Source organism: Methylobacterium guangdongense, from assembly GCF_038442355.1.
Lineage (GTDB): Bacteria > Pseudomonadota > Alphaproteobacteria > Rhizobiales > Beijerinckiaceae > Methylobacterium > Methylobacterium guangdongense.
The window spans coordinates 209,903-227,834 of the sequence record NZ_JBBXMX010000002.1; the positions used below are offsets into that span (position 1 = coordinate 209,903).

A 17,932-nucleotide genomic window follows, 5' to 3' on the forward strand; every position below is an offset into this window, starting at 1 on the left:
AGCCGGGGCACCGATTGACGGGGGCCTGTTTTTTGCGTGATGAATTCTGGCCGGCGCAAAAATTATTGGTCGTATAATTGCCTGGTTCCGATGATCTATAGGCTGAAACGTATTGACAGAAGGAATGGGCATGTCTGGCAGTAACGTGAATCTCGTTATAGCCGGTGACAGCATCGGCGCCGGCAGCATCAGCGGCGCTGACCCATGGAAGAACCTCGATCTCGGCGGGTCGTACACCGTCCAGAATCATTCGTTCGCCGGAGCCTATATTGGCCAGCAGGCCGGGCTGAACGAGGGCGCCATCTTACAGAGCTTCGATCCCAATTCCGGCACCAATTGGCTCGTCGTTCAGGCCGGAACCAACGATCTGGCGCAGGGCGCAACGGCTTCTGTATTGTACACCGGGGTCGAGAAACTGGTTCAGGACGGACACGCGCAGGGCTTCAAGGTTGTCGTCGCCACCATTCTGCCGCGGAGCGACGCGGTGTTTGCTTGGTCGAGCGCCGACGAGAGCGCGCGCCTTGCGTACAATGACACCGTGAGAGCCAACGCCGCCGGCGCCGACGCGATCGCCGACCTCGCGGCGAGTCCGATCATGGGCAACGCTGCTGCGCCCTCCAACGCGGCTCTTTACCTGGACGGGCTGCACCCGACAGCGTCGGCGGTCCAGACCTATCTTGAGCCGATCTATGCCGCTGTGTTCTCGTCCAGCGCCGCGCCGGCTCCGATCGCTCAGCCAGACCCCACGCCCGCACCCGTCATCACGACGCCCCCCGAGACCACGCCCGCCGCAGGGGACGCCCCCGGTGCTGACACGGGCTCGGGCAGCAACACCCTGGTGGTTCATGTCTCGGGCGACCATTACCAGGGCGATCCGCAATTCCAGGTCTATGTGGACGGCAAGCAGGTGGGCGGCACGCAGACCGTCTCGGCCGTGCACGGCCAAAATCAGTGGCAGGACGTCACGCTGAAGGGCGACTTCAGCCCGAGCAGCCCGCATGCGGTCGAGGTGCGCTTCGTCAACGATGCGTATGACGGCAGCGGGCAGTTCACCGAGGGCCACGACCGCAACCTTTACGTCGGCTCCGTCAGCCTGGATGGGCACAGCTTCGGGGCCTCGGAAGCCAACCCGGCCGTCCTCCTGCAGAACGGCGGCGTCACCATCGCCACCACCGCTCCGTCGGACACCACCGGCACCGGCGACGCGAGCCCTTCGGCTGGAGCGGGCGGCACGGCACCGGCTGCCGATCCGTCGAGCACCGCACCCGCCGCCGGGGGCACGCCAAGTGCTGACACGGGCTCGGGCAGCAACACCCTGGTGGTTCATGTCTCGGGCGACCATTACCAGGGCGATCCGCAATTCCAGGTCTATGTGGACGGCAAGCAGGTGGGCGGCACGCAGACCGTCTCGGCCGTGCACGGCCAAAATCAGTGGCAGGACGTCACGCTGAAGGGCGACTTCAGCCCGAGCAGCCCGCATGCGGTCGAGGTGCGCTTCGTCAACGATGCGTATGACGGCAGCGGGCAGTTCACCGAGGGCCACGACCGCAACCTTTACGTCGGCTCCGTCAGCCTGGATGGGCACAGCTTCGGGGCCTCGGAGGCCAATCCGGCCGTCCTCCTGCAGAACGGCGGCGTCACCATCGCCACCACCGCGCCGTCGGACACCACCGGCACCGGCGACGCGAGCCCTTCGGCTGGAGCGGGCGGCACGGCACCGGCTGCCGATCCGTCGAGCACCACGACGGTCGGCTCGGGGGCGCACCAGCTGCTGCTGAAGATCAGCCAGGACGCCTATCTCGGTGACGCGCAGTACATGGTCTCGGTGGACGGCAACCAAGTCGGCGGCGTCCAGACAGCGCATGCCTCACACGCCGCGGGGCAGTCCGACACGTTGACGGTGAAGGGTGACTTTGGTCCGGGCGATCACACGGTCAACGTCACTTTCCTCAACGATTTCTACGGGGGTTCAGCGAGCGCCGATCGCAACCTGTACGTCGACGGCGCCAGCTACGACGGCAAGACCGTCGCCAACAGCAGCCTGACCCTTCCCAACACCGGATCGCTGCATTTCACCATCCCGGGAACCGGCACGGGCTCGGATGTGTCCGGAGCCGCCACGGTCGCCACCACGGCGGCTGCCGTGCCGGCGGCCCCGACCGTCGCGCTGACGCACGACACCGGGGCGGGCGGGACCCACGTCTCCACCGACGGTCAGATCACCTATGCGCCGTCCGCGAGCGGCGACACGCTGCACTACAAGCTCGACAACGGCGCCTTCACCACGACGGCTCCTGTCTTGGCCACCAACGGCACGGCCGACGGTTCGCACACGGTCACCGTTTACGAGACCGATGCGGCCGGTCACACGTCGGCCGATGCGAGCCTGGTCTTCTCCCTCCAGGCGCATCACGACAACAATGGATTTCACTTGACGTGAGGCGCGGTGTGGGGCGCTCCCGGACTCGCCTCCGGGGGCGGATCGGCGGCGGCGGAGGATGAGATCCGGGGCGCCCCACCCGGCATGACGCGCGAACTCTCCGATCCCGAGACCACCCGCAGCGATGCGAAGGTCGACCGGATCATCGCGGCGGCTTGCTTCGAACTGGTGACCCAGGGCCCGATCGGGCCGGACCTTCCACCATAGCGGGCTGCGATTAGGGCCCGGATGGCCCGCGCGGCGCGGAGAAATTTCGCATCGGTCGCAAAGGGAATTCGGAAGCTTAGAAAAGATAAAGCCCGCCAACATCTTGGCGGGCTTAAAACTTGCGGATGGTGCCCAGGAAAGGACTCGAACCTTCACCTCTCGCGAGACTGGTACCTGAAACCAGCGCGTCTACCAATTCCGCCACCTGGGCATGTCGTCGGCTATTGGCCGGCGACGGCTCCGTTTAGGCAACCGGGCCGCCGCCGTCAATCACGATTTCAGCCTCGCGGCCATTCCCGGATGTCGACGAACCGTCCGGCCACGGCCGCAGCCGCCGCCATCGCGGGCGAGACCAGATGCGTGCGCCCGCGCGGACCCTGGCGGCCCTCGAAATTGCGGTTCGAGGTCGAGGCGCAGCGCTCGCCCGGCCGCAGCTTGTCCGGGTTCATGCCCAGGCACATGGAGCAGCCCGGCTCCCGCCAGTCGAAGCCCGCCGCCTTCAGGATCTTATCGAGGCCCTCGGCCTCGGCCTGCGCCTTCACCAGCCCAGAGCCCGGTACGATCATCGCCGAGACGCCCGCGTGTACCTTGCGGTCGCCCACCACCCGCGCGACCTCGCGCAGATCCTCGATGCGCCCGTTGGTGCAGGAGCCGATGAAGATCCGGTCGAGGGTGATGTCGGTGATCCGGGTACCCGGCGTCAGGCCCATATAGGCGAGCGCCTTCTCCTTGGACTGCCGCTTGTTCTCGTCGGCGATCTCGGACGGGTCCGGGATGCGGCCCTGGACGGAGATCACGTCCTCGGGGCTGGTGCCCCAGCTGACGATCGGCGGCAGGTTGGCGGCGTCGAGGCGCACCTCGCGGTCGAAGAAGGCGCCCTCGTCCGTGACGAGGCTCTCCCAGTAGCGCTGTGCCGACTCGAAGGCCGCGCCCTTCGGGGCCTTCGGCCGGCCCTGGACATACGCGAAGGTCGTGGCGTCGGGGGCGACCATGCCGGCCCGGGCGCCGCCCTCGATCGACATGTTGCAGATCGTCATCCGGCCCTCCATCGAGAGGGCGCGGATCGCCTCGCCGGCATACTCGATCACGTGGCCGGTGCCGCCCGCCGTGCCGATCTCGCCGATGATCGCCAGGATGATGTCCTTGGCGGTCACGCCCGGCGGCAGGGTGTTGTCGACGGTCACGCGCATGTTCTTCGCCTTGCGCTGCACCAGCGTCTGGGTGGCGAGCACGTGCTCGACCTCCGAGGTGCCGATCCCGTGCGCCAGCGCCCCGAAGGCGCCGTGGGTCGAGGTGTGGGAATCGCCGCACACGATGGTCTGGCCCGGCAGCGTGAAGCCCTGCTCCGGCCCGATGATGTGGACGATGCCCTGGCGCCGGTCGAGGGCATCGTAGAATTCGATGCCGAAGTCGCGCACGTTCTCAGCCAGCGCCTCGAGCTGGGTCCGGCTCTCGGGGTCGTCGATGCCCTGGCTGCGGTCGGAGGTCTGGACGTTGTGGTCGACCACCGCCAGCGTCTTCTCCGGGTGGCGCACCTTGCGGCCGGCCACGCGAAGGCCCTCGAACGCCTGCGGGCTCGTCACCTCGTGTACGAGGTGCCGGTCGATGTAGAGGAGGCTGGAGCCGTCCGGCTGGACATCGACGACGTGGTCGTCCCAAATCTTGTCGTAGAGGGTGCGCGGGCTGGTCATCGGTCTTCGTCTTCGAAAGATGGAGCGGTGCAGAACTCTCGCGATGGTGCGGTGTCCTTAGTAGGCATCGCGCACGATTTGCGAAAGGGGCGGGCCTCGCCCCGGTCAAATCGCCGCCCGGCGCCGGGGGATGGATGTCACGGCGGAGGCCCTATCCCGCTGGCGTTGCACCCCGCTGAGGCCCTATGCCGGACGGGGGAGCCGGCCGCACGCTGTACGGCCGAAGGTGGGAGTGAACGATGCCTGATGCGCCGGCCGAGATCCTGTTCCTGAAGAAGATGCATCCGCTGGTTGAGGCAGCCTTCGAGGGGCGGCACGTCGTCCACAGGCTCGCGGAGGCCGCGGATCCCGACGCGCTGCTCGCCGAGGTCGGTCCGCGGATCCGGGGTCTGGTGGTCGGCGGCGGGGTCGACGCGGCCCTGATGGACCGGCTGCCGAAGCTCGAACTCATCGCCAATTTCGGGGTCGGCTACGACGCGGTCGACGCCGGCGCGGCGCGGGCGCGTGGCATCGTCGTCACCAACACGCCGGACGTGCTGACCGACGAGGTCGCCGACCTCGCGATCGGCCTCACCCTCGCCACCCTGCGGCGGCTCCCGCAGGCCGACCGCTACCTGCGCGCCGGCCACTGGCCGAAGGCCCCCTTCCCGCTCACCGCCTCCCTGCGCGGGCGGCGCGTCGGCATCCTCGGGCTCGGCCGGATCGGGCGGGCGATCGCCCGGCGGCTCGAGAGCTTCGGGGTCGCGATCGACTATCACGGCCGCCACCGGCAGGCGGATGTGCCCTACACCTATCACGACAGCCTGATCGGGATGGCCAAGGCGGTCCACATCCTGATCGTGGTCGCCCCCGGCGGCCCCGAGACCCGCGGGCTGATCGACGCCGCCGTGCTGGAGGCGCTGGGGCCGGAGGGCATCCTGATCAATGTGGCGCGGGGCACCCTCGTCGACGAGGCGGCGCTCACCGCGGCGCTGAAGGCCGGCACGATCCTGGGGGCGGGCCTCGACGTATTCGAGAACGAGCCGCACGTGCCCGAAGACCTCGCTGCCCTCGACAACACGGTGCTGCTGCCGCATGTCGGCTCGGCCTCGGAGCACACCCGCGCCGCGATGGCGCAGCTCGTCGTCGACAACGTCGTGTCCTGGTTCGAGGGACGGGGTCCGCTGACGCCCGTCGCCGAGACGCCCTGGAGCCCGAAATCGTGAAGCCGGTCTCGGCCGCCCTGCTCGTGCTCCTCGCCCTTCCTGTGTGGCCGGCCGTGGCTCAAGAAACCCTGGAGGCGCCGTCCGAGCCGGCGCCCGCGGTTTCAGAGACGCCGGCCGCCTCCCCGGCCCGGTCTCCTGCCCTGCCCCTGACCCTGCCGAGCCTGCCCGAAAAATTCGGTCAGGTTCCGGGCACCTGGGACCTGTCGCGGGACGGGACCAACCGGCGGTGCGTCATGACGCTCGCCCTCGACAGCGGCGAGGCCGGGCGGCGCCTGCGCTTCCCCGCGGGCTGCCGGCGCGCCCTGCCGATCATGAACGGGATCGCCGGATGGCTGTTCGTCGACGGCGGTGTGCGCTTGGTCGACAAGAACGTCCGTCCGATCCTCGACTTTGCCCGGCGCCCCGACCAGCGCAGCCTCGTCGCCAAGCTCGAGTCCGGCGAGCACTACAGCCTCGTCCCGCTCGATACGGCGGGCATGCGTCCGGAGAGTGCGGCCGGCACCGAGGTGGCGCCCGCCGGTGCGACGGCACCCGCCCCTCCCGCACTTGAGACGGCGCCCGCCGTTCCGGCCGAGATGCAGCCCGCGGCGACCGTGGCCCCCGCCACGAACGCGGCGCCGGGCCCCGCGCCGGGGATCTACGCCCTCGACCGGTTCCAGGAGCGCGACACCTGCCGGCTGACGCTGGACAGGGCCGGCGGCGCTGTCCACATCGTCCCCGGCTGCCACGATGGCGGCCTGGAGGTGTTCGATCCGGTCCGCTGGCGCTACGCGAACGGCCGGATGACCCTCACGGCCAAGCGCGGCCACAGCATCGACCTCGTACCGAGTGGCGACGGGCGCTGGCGGCGCGACCCGGAGGTCGGCACGACCTTCATGCTGCGCCGCGTGGAGTAGCTACCGGATCCCGTTCCGGCCATCCTGGACCGGCAGCATCCGTTCCAGCAGGCCGTCGCGGCGGATGATCAGGTGCCACGCGGTGCCGGCGATGTGCAGGAGCACCAGGGCGTAGACGAACCATTGCCCGACGACGTGGATCGATTCGGCGATTCTCTGCGGACCCTCGTCCTTGGTCAGGCCGGGAATCGTGAACAGCCAGAAATACGGCGTGTCGCGGCCCGAGAAGGCGCTCAGCAGGTAGCCGCTGATCGGCATGATCAGGAAGATCGCGTAGAGCAGGACGTGGTTGACGCGACCGATCAGCGTCAGGAGCCGCGGCGCCTGGGGATCCGGCGGCGCCGGGCGGACCATGCGCCAGACGATCCGCAGGACCACGATCGCCAGGATCGTCAGGCCCACCGACTTGTGCAGGACGAACATGTTGCTTTTGGCGGGCGCGGGCGGCAGGCTGATCGCCACCCAGGCGAGCGGCAGAACGGCGAAGACGAGGGCGGCCGTCAGCCAGTGCAGGGCCTGCGCGACGGGGTTGTAGCGCGGGAGCCCGGAGGCCGTGACGTAGGTGGCGGGCAGCGGCGTCGGCGCGGCCTTGCCGACCGTGATCGGAGAACCTGACATGATCCCTCGCGCGTGAGCGTGATCCGTTTCAGCACTTAGGGCCGGCTGCGACGCCGGGGAGTGCGCTACCGCATCGCTCTGAAGGACGGTTCGGAGTCCCCGAACGCGACGCGGCGCGAATCAGATGTCTGGTGCGATCCCTGCGCGCGCATTGTGAAGCGCCAACGGGTCTCAAGAGCCCGACGCCCCCCTCTCCCCGCGGGCGGGGAGAGGGGCCTCCGTGGACATCGTCGGCGCGGCGGGCCGCCACTGTCCGGTCCAGGATCCGGCCATCGGCCATGTCGTCGGAGCCGGCATAGACCGAGGTCGGCGCCACATGCGCGGCGAAGAAGCCAAACAGGGGCCGCAGGCTGTGCTCGACCACCAGGGCGTGGCGCAACCCGCCCCCCGTGGCGGTGATCGCCACCGGCATCCCGGCCATCCGGGCCGGATCCACGAAGTCGAACACGTGCTTGAACAGCCCGGCGTAACCCCCTTGATACACGGGCGTTCCGACGATCAGGGCATCCGCCCCCTCGATCGCCTCGATGAGCTGCGCGGCCGACGCCGACAGGTCGTCGCGCTGTGTCGCGCCGAGACCCGGGCCGGCATCGATCAGGTCGTAGACCGTCAGGTCGATCCGGCGCAGGCGACCGAGTTCGGCCCCGAGCGCCTCGACCAGGATGCGGGTCCGGGACGGGCGCTTGGCGCTTCCCGAGAAGGCGACGACGCGGGCGGGATGCGGCATGGCGCTCAACGGCTTATTCATCGGATACCCTTCCGCGGCGGGACGCCCGGGATCGGAACGTCGAACGATCTGGCGCCTGCCCGACACGCCGCGTAGGCCAAGGCGAGGGTAGCGCATTTCGGTCCCGGAAGAACCCTCGGCGCGCTGGCGGGTCGCACTTGGGTGAATCGTTCGGGACGGATGATCATGCCGACGCTCATGGCCGCAACCGCCAGACGTGGCTGCGCTTGATCTCGGCATCTTCCAGCGCGCGCGAGACCGGAACTGCGTAGGTCGCGAGGCAGTCGAGGCGGTCGCGCGGCAGGTTAGGTGCGGCCGGGATCGCCGATCAGGACCTGGGTGCCGCGCGCCTGCAATTCGACGAGCCACGCCGTCACCGCCTCGGCGAGGTCGCGCTCGTAGAACACGTCGGCCGCCAGGACGAGATCGACCGCGGGTGTTGTCCCGAGGAGGTTGTCGGAGACCGGCTCGATCACGTCCGCAACGCCGTTGGCGACGGCGTTCAGGCGGATCGCCGCCATGGCGAAGGGGTCGAGGTCGCTGGCGGTGACGTGCCGGGCGCCGGCCCGCGCCGCGGCGATCGCCACGAGGCCGGAGCCCGACGCGAAGTCGATGGCCCGGGCACCGGCCGCAAGCGCCGGGTTGTCGAGGAGGTAGCGGGCGAGCGCCTGACCGCCCGCCCAGGCGAAGGCCCAGAACGGCGGCGGCAGGCCGATCGCCTGCAGCTCCTCCTCGGTCTTCTCCCACAGGGCGGTCGCCTCGTCGGCCACATGGAGCCGGATCTCGGGGGCGTGGGGGACCGGCAGCAGGCGAGTGTTGGCGCGGATGAAGCCTTCGGGATCGTCGGGCGGGCGCATCCTCAACCTTCCAGCAGGTCGCGCCAGAGGGCGCAGACGGCCTCGGTGACGGCAGCCTCGGTGAAGCCCCCCGCCTCGATCCGCGCCCGCGCCGCCGTGCCGAGGCCGGCCACGAGGGCGGGGTCGCGGCTCAACCGAACCAAGGCCTGTGCCAGGGCCGGCGCGTCGTCGGCCGGGACGAGGAGGCCCTCGACGCCGTCGCGCACGAGGCTGCGGCAGCCGGGGACATCCGAGGCGACCAGCGCCCGGCCGCAGGCCGCGGCCTCCAGCAGGGTGCGCGGCAGCCCCTCCCCGCCCCGGGACGGCAGGCACGCGACGTGATGGGAGGCCCAGACGGCGGCCACATCGGTGGTGGGCCCGTGCCACGCGACGCCGTCGCGGCTCCAGTCCCGCAGGGTCGCCTCGGCGATCGCGCGCCGGTTCGACGGGTCCGGCGCGCCGTAGAGATCGAGCTCGACCGGTGCCCTCTGCGTGCGGGCGAGGCGGACGGCCTCCACGGCGACGTCGATCCCCTTCGACCACAGCATGCGGGCGACCAGGGCGATCCGCAGGGGCGGCATCGGCGGCAGGGGCTGCGGCCGGTATGCGGCCGGGTCCACCCCGGCGCCCCCGATCACCGTGACTGCCTGGTCCAGGGGATCGAGGCCCAGCGCCCGGGCGTCATCCGGGTTCTCGAACAGGAAGCGGGTGCGCGACGAGGCGAGCGGGCCGCAGACCAGACCCCGGAGGGCGAGCCGCGCCGCGTATCCGAGCCGGTCGCTGCGGGCCCCCATGAGGCCGAGGCCGGTCAGGGCGTAGACCCGCGCCGGGATGCCTGCCATCGCGGCGGCGGTGCCGCCGACCAGGATCCCGCGCAGCGCGATGCAATGCACGATGTCGGCCCGGAGCGCCTTGAGGATTCCGGCGAGCTGCCCGGCCGCATAGCCCGCCGCCATCGGGTTCAGGCTCGACCGCTCCGCCTCCAAGGGGACGACCCGGGCACCGGTCGCCTCGATGGCGGCGCGGTGCGCCCGGACCCGCGTGACGACGGTCACCGACAGGCCCATGGCGATCGCGGCCCGCGCCATCGGCAGGAAGTGCGAGGCGAAGAACCAGTCTTCGGTCACCACGAAGACGAGGCTGCGCATCGGGGCGGACGGAGGGTGAGGGGCGGCGCGCGTCATCGCAGCCCTCTAGCACGGCGCGGCCGGTCGGCCTGCGGCGGATGCGCAGACACGGAACAGCCCTCGACCGCGGCCGGTTGATGGGAGCCTTCTCGCCGGCCGGGCAGCCGGCAGCGTATGCGGGGGGACCACACGATGGCGGCTGGCGAGACGGACGCGGGCGGCGGCACCCTGCGCGAAGCCGCGGAGGAGGCCGGGCTTGCTTACGTCGATGACAGCCGGCCAGGCCTGACCCGCAAGCGCAGCGGCACCGGCTTCCGCTACCTCGACGCGAAGGGGGCGCCGCTCCGCGACAAGGCGGCGCTGGCCCGGATCAAATCGCTCGCCATCCCCCCGGCCTACACGGATGTGTGGATCTGTCCCCGCCGCAACGGCCACATCCAGGCGACTGGCCGGGACGCCAAGGGGCGCAAGCAGTACCGCTACCATCCGGATTTCCGGCAGGCCCGCGAGGCCAACAAGTTCTCGCGGATCATGGCCTTCGCGGACGCCCTGCCGCGTATCCGCCAGCGGGTCGATGCCGACATGAAGCGGCCGGGCCTCCCCCGCGACAAGGTGCTGGCCACCGTCGTCCACCTGCTGGAGACGACCCTGATCCGCGTCGGCAACGACGATTATGCGCGGACCAACAAGAGCTACGGGCTCACCACCCTGCGCGACCCGCATGTCCGGATCGCGGGCTCGGCCCTGTCGTTCCGCTTCAAGGGCAAGAGCGGCAAGACCTGGGATGTCGCCCTGAAGGACCGCCGCGTCGCCCGGATCGTGAAGGCGTGCCAGGACCTGCCCGGGCAGGAGCTGTTCCAGTATCTCGACGCGGACGGTACGCAGCGCGACGTCACCTCTTCGGACGTGAACGCCTACCTGCGCGAGATCACGGGCGAGGACTTCACCGCCAAGGATTTCCGGACCTGGGCCGGCACGGTGCTGGCCGCGCTGGCCCTGCGCGAATTCGAGAGTTTCGACAGCGACGCGGCCGCCAAGCGCAACGTCCGGTCGGCGATCGAGAGCGTGGCGGTGCGGCTGGGCAACACGCCGACTATCTGCCGCAAGTGCTACATCCATCCGCAGATCCTCGACTGCTACATGGAGGGGAGCCTGCTCCTGCACGTGAAGGACGTGGTCGAGTCCGAGCTGAGCGAGGACCTCTCCAGCCTCCGCTCCGAGGAGGCCGCCGTGCTGGCGCTGCTCCAGGCGCGGCTCGCCGCCAGCCAGGACGCGGCGCGGGACGGCAAGCGGGTCAAACCGGCCGCCAAGCGGAGCCCGCAACGGTCGAAGGACGGACGGAAGGATCAAGGGACGGTATCGGCGGCGAAGACGAAGCGCCCGCCGCGCCCCGGAGCCGAAGCGCGAATCGTGGCCGCCTGAGGGGCGGCCACCCACGCGCGGTCCCATCGGATTCCCTCAGTGCCGGGACTGGCTGTCGGTGCTCGCCGGTCGCCGGTCGGGGTTGCGCCGGACCTGGTCGGCGGTGTCCACGACCGGGGCCAGCCCGAGCTGGCGGGCCAGGGATACGAGGTCCTTCAGCCGGCCGGTCTGGGTCTTGCGCCGCAGGTTGAGCCGGTGCGTTTCCACCGTGCGGACGCTGAGCGCGAGCCGCCGGGCGACCTCCTTGTTGCTGAAGCCCGAGCTGAGGAAGCGCAGCACCTCGGCCTCGCGCGGCGTCAGCCCGAGGCTATCGGCCGGCTCGCTCGCCAGCGACAGGGGCTGCTCCGGCGGCACGAGGCAATCGGAGCCCTCCGCCAGGGCGAGGAGCGCCGCCGCGAGCTCCCGCGGGGCCTTCGAGCGTGCCACGAAGGCGTCGGCACCCGCGGCCAGCAGGGCGCGGAGATCGTCGGCCGTCAGCGCGCCGAACACCACCAGGGTGCGCAGGTGCGGTTGCCGCTCCTTGAGATCGACGATGCGCGCAATCCCGTCCGCCAGCCGGATCTCGTCGAGGAAGACCAGGGCGACCGCGTGGTCGGTATCGGCCACGCCCAGATCGGCCTCGCCGATCGTGTGGAACTCCGGCATGTGTTCCAGGGTGGCGCGAACGGTTGCGCTCAGGTCCTGCGGCTCATCCAGGATCAGGACGCCAACGGCGGTACTCATTGCCTCGCACTCCGCTCTCCCGGCTCGATACAAGGGACCGGGATCGGAGACTGAGTTCCAAGAACTGTTCCATCGCGAATTCAGAAATATTAAGCTTTATATCGGCATATATGCCGCCAATTCATGGGATTTCTGTCGACCCGCGTCCCGATCCGGGACTTGGGCCTGGTCTGCTTGAGATCCCCGTCTCGATATGGGGCAGCGCGGCCGGTTCATTACGCGACGATTGGCATCGCGTCCCGCGAAGACGACACGACGCGGTTCCGCCCGCCGCTCTTGGCTGCGTAGAGGGCGACGTCCGCGCGCTTGATCAGGGCTTCGACGCTGTCGCCGTCGGTCCAGCTGCTGACGCCGAAGCTGCAGCTCAGCGTGACGGTGGCGGCGCCCGCGCGGATCCGAAGGTCCTGCACATCCGCCCGCAGGCGCTCGGCCCGGGCGGCCGCCCCCAACAGGTTACATTCCGGCAGGATAAGGGCGAACTCCTCGCCGCCGAGCCGGCCGCCGATACCGTCCCGGGCGATCAGGTCGGCCACCGCCGTGATCGCGCGGTCGCCGACATCGTGTCCGTACTGATCGTTGATGCGCTTGAAGTGATCGATATCGGCCAGGATCGCCGAGACCCCGCCCGGACGACAATTCTGACCCGCGGCGATCCGGGCCCGGTTGAAGAAGGCACGCCGGTTCAGGGCGCCGGTCAGCGGATCCGTCTCGGCGAGGCGGATCAGTTCCTCCTGCATGGTGGTCAGGCGTTCGGCCGCGCGCAGCCGCGCGTTCAACTCCTCGGCGCTCGGCGGCTTCTCGATGAAGTCGTCGGCGCCGCTGTCGAGGGCCTCGGCCAGGCTCCGGACGTTGCGGGCCGACGACATCGTGATGACGTGGAGCGGCCCGCGCTCCTCCGCGAGCAGACGGGCCGACCAGCACAGTTCGAGCCCGCAGAGCGGCCGGACCTCAAGGCTGGTGATGAGGACGCGGACGGACGGCGTCGCCTTGAGGAACGCGAGCGCCTCCACCGAATCCGTGAAGGCATGCACGGCGTGGCCCCGGGGCTCGATCAGCGACGCGATGATCTGGAGAACGACGCGGCTCGAATCGACGATGACGATCTGCATGGTCTGACCTGGACACGATGTCCGAAGTCTAATCCAAAAGACTTAACCTACCCCAAACGCGCCGAATGGTAATATGAGCGTAGCAATAACAACCCCAGATCGTCGCTATATCATTGTCCGTGGACGACTTTGGCGCTGCGCGGATCCCGATCTCTCGCCGGAGCGTCGGTCCAGTCTGGTGGCCGATCTGATGGCGGCGCGCCGGGCGGTGAAGGCGGCCAAGAAGGCCGAGCGCGCGGGCGATGCCGCCGCAGCCGGCGCCCTGGCGGCGGCCCGCACGGCGGTCGATGCCGCCAAAGTCGGGCTGGGCGAGCGCGGACCGGTCTGGTGGCGCGATGGGGCGCCGGATCTCAACCGGCACTTGGTCCGCACCACGCCCTATGCGGCGTGGTACGCCGCGCTCAACGACGGGGAACCCGAACCGCGATGATCTGCGCGCCGGCCGTCTGTCCCTCGGCCACGGCCCCGAGCCGCTGGCGATTCTTCGGGCCGGCGCCCTGGATGACCGTCAGCGTCGGCTGGGCGGTCGGGGACGGGGCGATGCCGCTGACCGTGGGAACTCCATAGGTGCCGTAGCTCCAGGGGGCCGGGACGATCCGGTTGGGGCTCGGCACCTGAGTCAGGGGCGCCCCGATATAATCGCCGCGCACGAATTCCCCTGCGAAGCCGTACCCGTCTGCGTAGGCCGGGGTGTAACGCGAGGCGTAGGCAGGCGCATAGGGATGGGGTGCTGCGAGGGGCTGAGCCGAGGCGGGTGCAGCCAGGATCAGGGCGGCGAGCGGTAGGATCGTCCGGATCGCCATGGGGCGCTCCACTCCGTACGGCGCGCGAGTCGCGCGGGATGCTGGGAAACCGACCCGACCCCACGCCGTTCCGCGGCTCCAGTGGCGAAGACTGCGTAACGCCGTGGGCGTATGGGGGTGCCCGATCCGCGTCAGCGGCAGGTGGTGATGCGGCGGACGACCCAGCCCTCGCCCTCGATCCAGAGGCGGCGGCGGGCGCGGCTGCAGCTGGCCTCGTCTTCCCGGTCGGCGCCGGCGGTGGTGTGCACCTGCTGGCCGGCGTCGGCGACCTTGGTCTCGGTCGGGTCTGCGGCAGCCTGGGCCGCCGTGGTCGCGAAAAGAAGCACAGCGCCGGCGGCGCCGAGGACGGTGGTTCGAACTGTCATGATGCGGAGAGCGCCCTGCGGCCGTGCTTGGGGTGTTGGTGAAGCAATGCGCGGGGCGCCGCTTCGGTTTCACCGCGGGCGGCGAATGGTGAATGATGTGCGGCGCCGCGCATCGGAGGGCGGCGCTTAGATTTCCCGGCAATCGCCGGTAAGGAGAGCCGGCCCGCACGCGGAGGGCTGCCGGGGCTCCGTGGACGCCCCGGTCCAGTCCACGCAGCACGCGTCCAGAAGCCAGGTTGATGAACAAGCCGAAACCGCCGACCAACGCGCTTCTGACGCCGGAGAAGCGGGCCGACGACGCCGATCAGACCATCCGCCCGCTGAGCCTGTCCGAGTTCATCGGCCAGCGGGCGGCCCGGGCCAACATGCAGATCTTCATCGAGGCGGCGCGCAAGACCGGTCAGGCGCTCGATCACGTCCTATTCGTCGGCCCCCCCGGGCTGGGCAAGACGACCCTCGCCCAGATCGTCGCTCGCGAACTCGGCGTCAACTTCCGCTCCACATCCGGCCCGGTCATCGCCAAGGCCGGCGATCTCGCCGCCCAGCTCACCAACCTCGACGAGCGCGACGTCCTGTTCATCGACGAGATCCACCGCCTCAACCCGGCGGTCGAGGAGATCCTCTATCCGGCTATGGAGGATTATCAGCTCGACCTGATCATCGGCGAGGGCCCTGCCGCGCGCTCGGTCAAGATCGATCTGCCCAAGTTCACGCTCGTCGGCGCCACCACGCGGGCCGGCCTGCTGACGACGCCGTTGCGCGACCGGTTCGGCATCCCGATCCGGCTGGAATTCTACGAGATCGACGAGCTGGAGCAGATCGTGGCCCGCGGCGCGCGGGTGCTGGGCCTCGGCATGTCGGCCGAGGGCGCGAACGAGATCGCGCGGCGGGCGCGGGGCACGCCGCGGATCGCGGGGCGGCTGCTGCGGCGGGTGCGGGACTTCGCGATTGTGGCCGAGGCCGAGACGGTGACGCGGGCGATCGCCGACCGGGCGCTGAAGCTGCTGGACGTGGACGAGGCGGGCCTCGACGTGATGGACCGCAAGTACCTGAGCCTGATCGTACGCTCGTTCGGGGGCGGTCCCGTGGGGATCGAGACGATCGGGGCGGCCCTGTCGGAGCCGCGGGACGCGATCGAGGACATCATCGAGCCGTACCTGATCCAGCGCGGCTTCGTGCAGCGCACCCCGCGCGGGCGGGTGCTCACCCGCCACGCCTACAAACACTTGGGTCTCCCCGAGCCCCGCCGGGATACCAGAGAACAGCCCAACTTCCTCGATGAGGACAGCGACTGATCACGCCGACGTGTGGATCCATGCGCTTCGCTCACGTCAGCAATTCAGTTGGTTCATGCGCCTCTGGCCCGATCGGTTCGCGGGCGTTGCGCGTCATGCTGCAGTGCAACCACGATAACATGCTCTCGGTGTTCGGTTTTTTCTCGGGCAGTCTTCGTCCGTCAAGCCAAGCTTGTTGACAGGTACGTAAGCAGATGACGGCGCAGAAATTTCGCGTTCTCATGGAACAGGGCTGAGAGGTGCCTGTTGTGGAGGCGACCGCGCCAACGTGATTTGGCGCCGGCCAGGCTGTCGCATCCAGGGCCTTGCCCGACGGGGCGCGACAGATCTTGGAGCCATCAAGAACACCAGCAGGATAGACTTCCGCCATGAAGAAGATGACGCTCGCCGTCCTCGGCCTCTCCGCCGCCTTCACCGCGCCGGCCTTCGCGCAGGACGCGCTGCCGATCCGCATCCTGCCCTTCGCCAATCAGGCCAATGCCGGCGTCGGCGCTGCCGCCACCGAGACCCCGGCCTTCCGCGCCGAGGCGCTGCGTTCGGATGCCGCCAGCATCGAGGCGAGCCGGATCGCCCTGGAGCGGTCGCGCAACCCGCGGGTCCGCAACTACGCCAACCGCGTTCTGGTCGAGCGCAAGGCGACCACCGACGCCCTGCTGCCGCCGAACACCTCCCTGTCGCGCAACGGCTCGGTCGTCTCCGACAACCAGGGCATCCGGACCGACCTGAGCAACCCGGTCGGCCTGGTGCTCGCGCCGGTGACCATCGCGGCGAACCTCGGCACGAGCATCGTGGGCGGCGCGCTGGGCGCGGTCGGCATCGTCGACAACAGCCCCGCCGAGCCGGGCCGCCGTGTGGCGCTCGGCGAGCGTGGCCAGGCGCGCCTCGCGCAGCTGCAGTCGGCCCCGAACGGCCGCGCCTTCGATCGGACCTACATCGATCAGCAGGCCCGCTCCGACGCCCAGACCCTGGCGCTCTACGATGCCTACGCGAAGTCGGGCGACAATGCCCAGGGCCGCAAGTTCGCCACCGAGGCGCTGCCCTACATCGCCGACGAGCACGCGCACTCGGCGAGCCTTGCCAACCGCATCGGCGGCTGATCGTAACCTCTAGAAGCAAGCCTCCGCGAAGGCCGTCCCACGGGGCGGCCTTCGTCGCGTTGCGCGCTCCGGCTGCCGGCCGCTAAAGGACCGGCATGAGCGCAACCGAGCCCGCAAGCGGCAGCCCGACGGCCGAATCCACGCCGCATCACCTGAGCGTCCGCGTCTACTACGAGGACACCGACTTCTCGGGCTTCGTCTATCACGCGAACTATCTGCGCTTCCTGGAGCGCGGCCGCACGGAACTGCTCCGCGGCCTCGCGGGCGACCAGTCCGAGCTGCACCGCGAGGCGAAGGGCCTCGTCTTCGTCGTCCGCCGGATGAGCCTCGACTTCGTGAGCCCGGCCCGGATGGACGATCTCCTGACGATCCTGACCCACACGAAGGTTCTGCGCGGCGCCTCGATGCTCCTCGCCCAGGAGGTGCGCCGGGGCGACACGCTGCTGGTCGCCGCCGAGGTCACGGTCGCCTGCGTCCGCGACGGCTGTGCCGTCCGCCTTCCGGAGTCTCTGCGGCGCAGCCTCGCCCCGTCCGCATAGGCCTCAGCCCGCCCGGGACGGGTCGGCCTGACGCAGGAGCTGCGCGAACGCCGCCGCGATGGTCATGGCGTCGTACTCGATCGACACGAGCTGGAAGCCCATCGCCACCATCTCGCGCGCCCGGGCCGCCGAGGGCGCGAAGGCGCAGGGCAGCTTGCCGGCCGCCAGGGTCTTGCGGACGATCTCCCCCAGGGCCGCCGTGACGGCCGAGCCCGACGGATCGATGGCTGCGCCCTTCGACAGGGCGATCGAGAGGTCGGCCGGCCCGACCAGGATTCCGTCGATGCCCGGCACCGCCAGGATCGACTCCAGCGCGGCGATCGACTCCGCGGTCTCGCACATGGCGATGGTGAGGGCGCGGGCGTTGCCGACCGCGAGATACTCCGCGCTGTCCCGAAGCCCGGACAGCACGATCGCCCGGTCCGGCCCCCAGCTGCGCTCGCCCACCGGCGGATATTTGGCGGCGGCGGCAACGGCCTCGGCCTGCGCCGCCGTGTTGATCATCGGGGCGACGATGCCCGCCGCGCCCGCATCCAGCATCCGTGACACCATGGCGAACTCACCCACCGGCACCCGCACCAGGGCGGGCTTGCCGGCGAGCGCCACCTCGGTGATCGCCGCGCAGCTCGATCGGTAATCGTAGGCCCCGTGCTGCTGATCCAGCAGGACGGCGTCGAAGCCCGCCCGTGCCAGGGCGCCCGCGAGGGCGGGATCGGCGATGCAGGACCATCCGAGGAACCGGGCGTGGCCCGTGGGCAGGAGTTCCTGAAGACTGGGAACGGGAAGTGTCATGCGCTTCCTGTGCTGGTCTCGAAGTGACGCGCGACTCGGC

General features: G+C 70.0%; 17 protein-coding genes, 1 tRNA gene and 2 pseudogenes. 9 read left to right on the forward strand and 11 right to left on the reverse strand.

Annotated features, from left to right (window positions below; genetic code table 11):
* Positions 1–130: 130 nt before the first annotated feature.
* On the forward strand, positions 131–2,440 hold the full coding sequence (locus AAHG09_RS04765; protein ID WP_342105725.1) for a carbohydrate-binding domain-containing protein: 2,310 nt from the start codon (positions 131–133) through the stop codon (positions 2,438–2,440).
* A gap of 84 nt (positions 2,441–2,524) precedes the next feature.
* Complete coding sequence (locus AAHG09_RS04770; protein ID WP_342105726.1) at positions 2,525–2,647, forward strand: hypothetical protein; 123 nt, start codon at positions 2,525–2,527, stop codon at positions 2,645–2,647.
* 126 nt (positions 2,648–2,773) lie between these two features.
* Here the strand turns inward: AAHG09_RS04770 and AAHG09_RS04775 are convergent.
* Together AAHG09_RS04775 and leuC are read right to left on the reverse strand one after the other, a co-directional pair.
* Positions 2,774–2,858 (reverse strand) — tRNA-Leu (locus AAHG09_RS04775).
* Positions 2,859–2,925: 67 nt separating this feature from the next.
* Positions 2,926–4,338 (reverse strand): 3-isopropylmalate dehydratase large subunit, encoded by a 1,413-nt coding sequence (gene leuC / locus AAHG09_RS04780; protein ID WP_342105727.1) that lies wholly within the window; start codon positions 4,336–4,338, stop codon positions 2,926–2,928.
* Between the two features lie 239 nt (positions 4,339–4,577).
* Between leuC and AAHG09_RS04785 the strand changes: the two genes are divergently transcribed.
* Both AAHG09_RS04785 and AAHG09_RS04790 read left to right on the forward strand, forming a co-directional pair.
* A complete protein-coding gene (locus tag AAHG09_RS04785; protein WP_342105728.1) occupies positions 4,578–5,543 on the forward strand; it encodes a 2-hydroxyacid dehydrogenase in 966 nt (321 codons plus the stop codon).
* Positions 5,540–6,439 (forward strand): AprI/Inh family metalloprotease inhibitor, encoded by a 900-nt coding sequence (locus AAHG09_RS04790; RefSeq protein WP_342105731.1) that lies wholly within the window; start codon positions 5,540–5,542, stop codon positions 6,437–6,439. Before AAHG09_RS04785 ends, AAHG09_RS04790 begins: the two co-directional genes overlap by 4 nt.
* On the opposite strand, the gene AAHG09_RS04795 is transcribed toward AAHG09_RS04790, so the two are convergent.
* From AAHG09_RS04795 to AAHG09_RS04810, 4 genes and pseudogenes are all read right to left on the reverse strand, one after another.
* Positions 6,440–7,057, reverse strand: a complete 618-nt coding sequence (locus AAHG09_RS04795) for a cytochrome b (protein ID WP_342105732.1) — start codon at positions 7,055–7,057, stop codon at positions 6,440–6,442.
* A 232-nt stretch (positions 7,058–7,289) separates the two neighbouring features.
* Positions 7,290–7,784 (reverse strand): annotated as a pseudogene (locus tag AAHG09_RS04800) (NAD(P)H-dependent oxidoreductase); the annotation flags it as partial.
* Positions 7,785–7,980: 196 nt separating this feature from the next.
* Positions 7,981–8,641: pseudogene (locus tag AAHG09_RS04805) on the reverse strand (class I SAM-dependent methyltransferase).
* A gap of 2 nt (positions 8,642–8,643) precedes the next feature.
* Positions 8,644–9,768 carry a glycosyltransferase family 4 protein gene (locus tag AAHG09_RS04810; protein WP_342105735.1) on the reverse strand — a complete coding sequence of 375 codons (1,125 nt, stop codon included), beginning with the start codon at positions 9,766–9,768 and terminating at the stop codon, positions 8,644–8,646.
* Positions 9,769–9,939: 171 nt separating this feature from the next.
* Here AAHG09_RS04810 and AAHG09_RS04815 point away from each other — a divergent pair, with 171 nt between their 5' ends.
* Positions 9,940–11,169 (forward strand): DNA topoisomerase IB, encoded by a 1,230-nt coding sequence (locus AAHG09_RS04815; RefSeq protein ID WP_342105736.1) that lies wholly within the window; start codon positions 9,940–9,942, stop codon positions 11,167–11,169.
* A gap of 36 nt (positions 11,170–11,205) precedes the next feature.
* Here AAHG09_RS04815 and AAHG09_RS04820 read toward each other — a convergent pair whose 3' ends face one another.
* Both AAHG09_RS04820 and AAHG09_RS04825 read right to left on the reverse strand, forming a co-directional pair.
* On the reverse strand, positions 11,206–11,892 hold the full coding sequence (locus tag AAHG09_RS04820) for a response regulator transcription factor (protein ID WP_342105737.1): 687 nt from the start codon (positions 11,890–11,892) through the stop codon (positions 11,206–11,208).
* 215 nt (positions 11,893–12,107) lie between these two features.
* Positions 12,108–13,001, reverse strand: coding sequence for a GGDEF domain-containing protein (locus tag AAHG09_RS04825; protein WP_342105738.1), 894 nt, complete (start codon positions 12,999–13,001; stop codon positions 12,108–12,110).
* Between the two features lie 73 nt (positions 13,002–13,074).
* Here AAHG09_RS04825 and AAHG09_RS04830 point away from each other — a divergent pair, with 73 nt between their 5' ends.
* Entirely contained in the window at positions 13,075–13,431 is a 357-nt protein-coding gene (locus tag AAHG09_RS04830) for a hypothetical protein (RefSeq protein ID WP_342105740.1), read from the forward strand.
* Here the strand turns inward: AAHG09_RS04830 and AAHG09_RS04835 are convergent.
* Both AAHG09_RS04835 and AAHG09_RS04840 read right to left on the reverse strand, forming a co-directional pair.
* Positions 13,403–13,804, reverse strand: coding sequence for a hypothetical protein (locus AAHG09_RS04835; RefSeq protein ID WP_342105741.1), 402 nt, complete (start codon positions 13,802–13,804; stop codon positions 13,403–13,405). The genes AAHG09_RS04830 and AAHG09_RS04835 overlap by 29 nt on opposite strands.
* Before the next feature lie 131 nt (positions 13,805–13,935).
* On the reverse strand, positions 13,936–14,169 hold the full coding sequence (locus AAHG09_RS04840; RefSeq protein ID WP_342105744.1) for a hypothetical protein: 234 nt from the start codon (positions 14,167–14,169) through the stop codon (positions 13,936–13,938).
* A gap of 239 nt (positions 14,170–14,408) precedes the next feature.
* Between AAHG09_RS04840 and ruvB the strand changes: the two genes are divergently transcribed.
* The 3 genes from ruvB (at position 14,409) to ybgC (ending at position 17,100) form a co-directional block, all read left to right on the forward strand.
* The gene (ruvB, locus tag AAHG09_RS04845) at positions 14,409–15,464 is read left to right on the forward strand and encodes a Holliday junction branch migration DNA helicase RuvB (RefSeq protein ID WP_342105745.1); all 1,056 of its coding nucleotides are present in this window, start codon (positions 14,409–14,411) and stop codon (positions 15,462–15,464) included.
* A 368-nt stretch (positions 15,465–15,832) separates the two neighbouring features.
* Positions 15,833–16,561, forward strand: coding sequence for a DUF4142 domain-containing protein (locus AAHG09_RS04850; RefSeq protein WP_342105746.1), 729 nt, complete (start codon positions 15,833–15,835; stop codon positions 16,559–16,561).
* 95 nt (positions 16,562–16,656) lie between these two features.
* Complete coding sequence (gene ybgC, locus AAHG09_RS04855; RefSeq protein WP_342105747.1) at positions 16,657–17,100, forward strand: tol-pal system-associated acyl-CoA thioesterase; 444 nt, start codon at positions 16,657–16,659, stop codon at positions 17,098–17,100.
* Between the two features lie 3 nt (positions 17,101–17,103).
* On the opposite strand, the gene AAHG09_RS04860 is transcribed toward ybgC, so the two are convergent.
* The gene (locus AAHG09_RS04860; RefSeq protein WP_342105748.1) at positions 17,104–17,892 is read right to left on the reverse strand and encodes an HpcH/HpaI aldolase family protein; all 789 of its coding nucleotides are present in this window, start codon (positions 17,890–17,892) and stop codon (positions 17,104–17,106) included.
* Between the last annotated feature and the right edge of the window lie 40 nt (positions 17,893–17,932).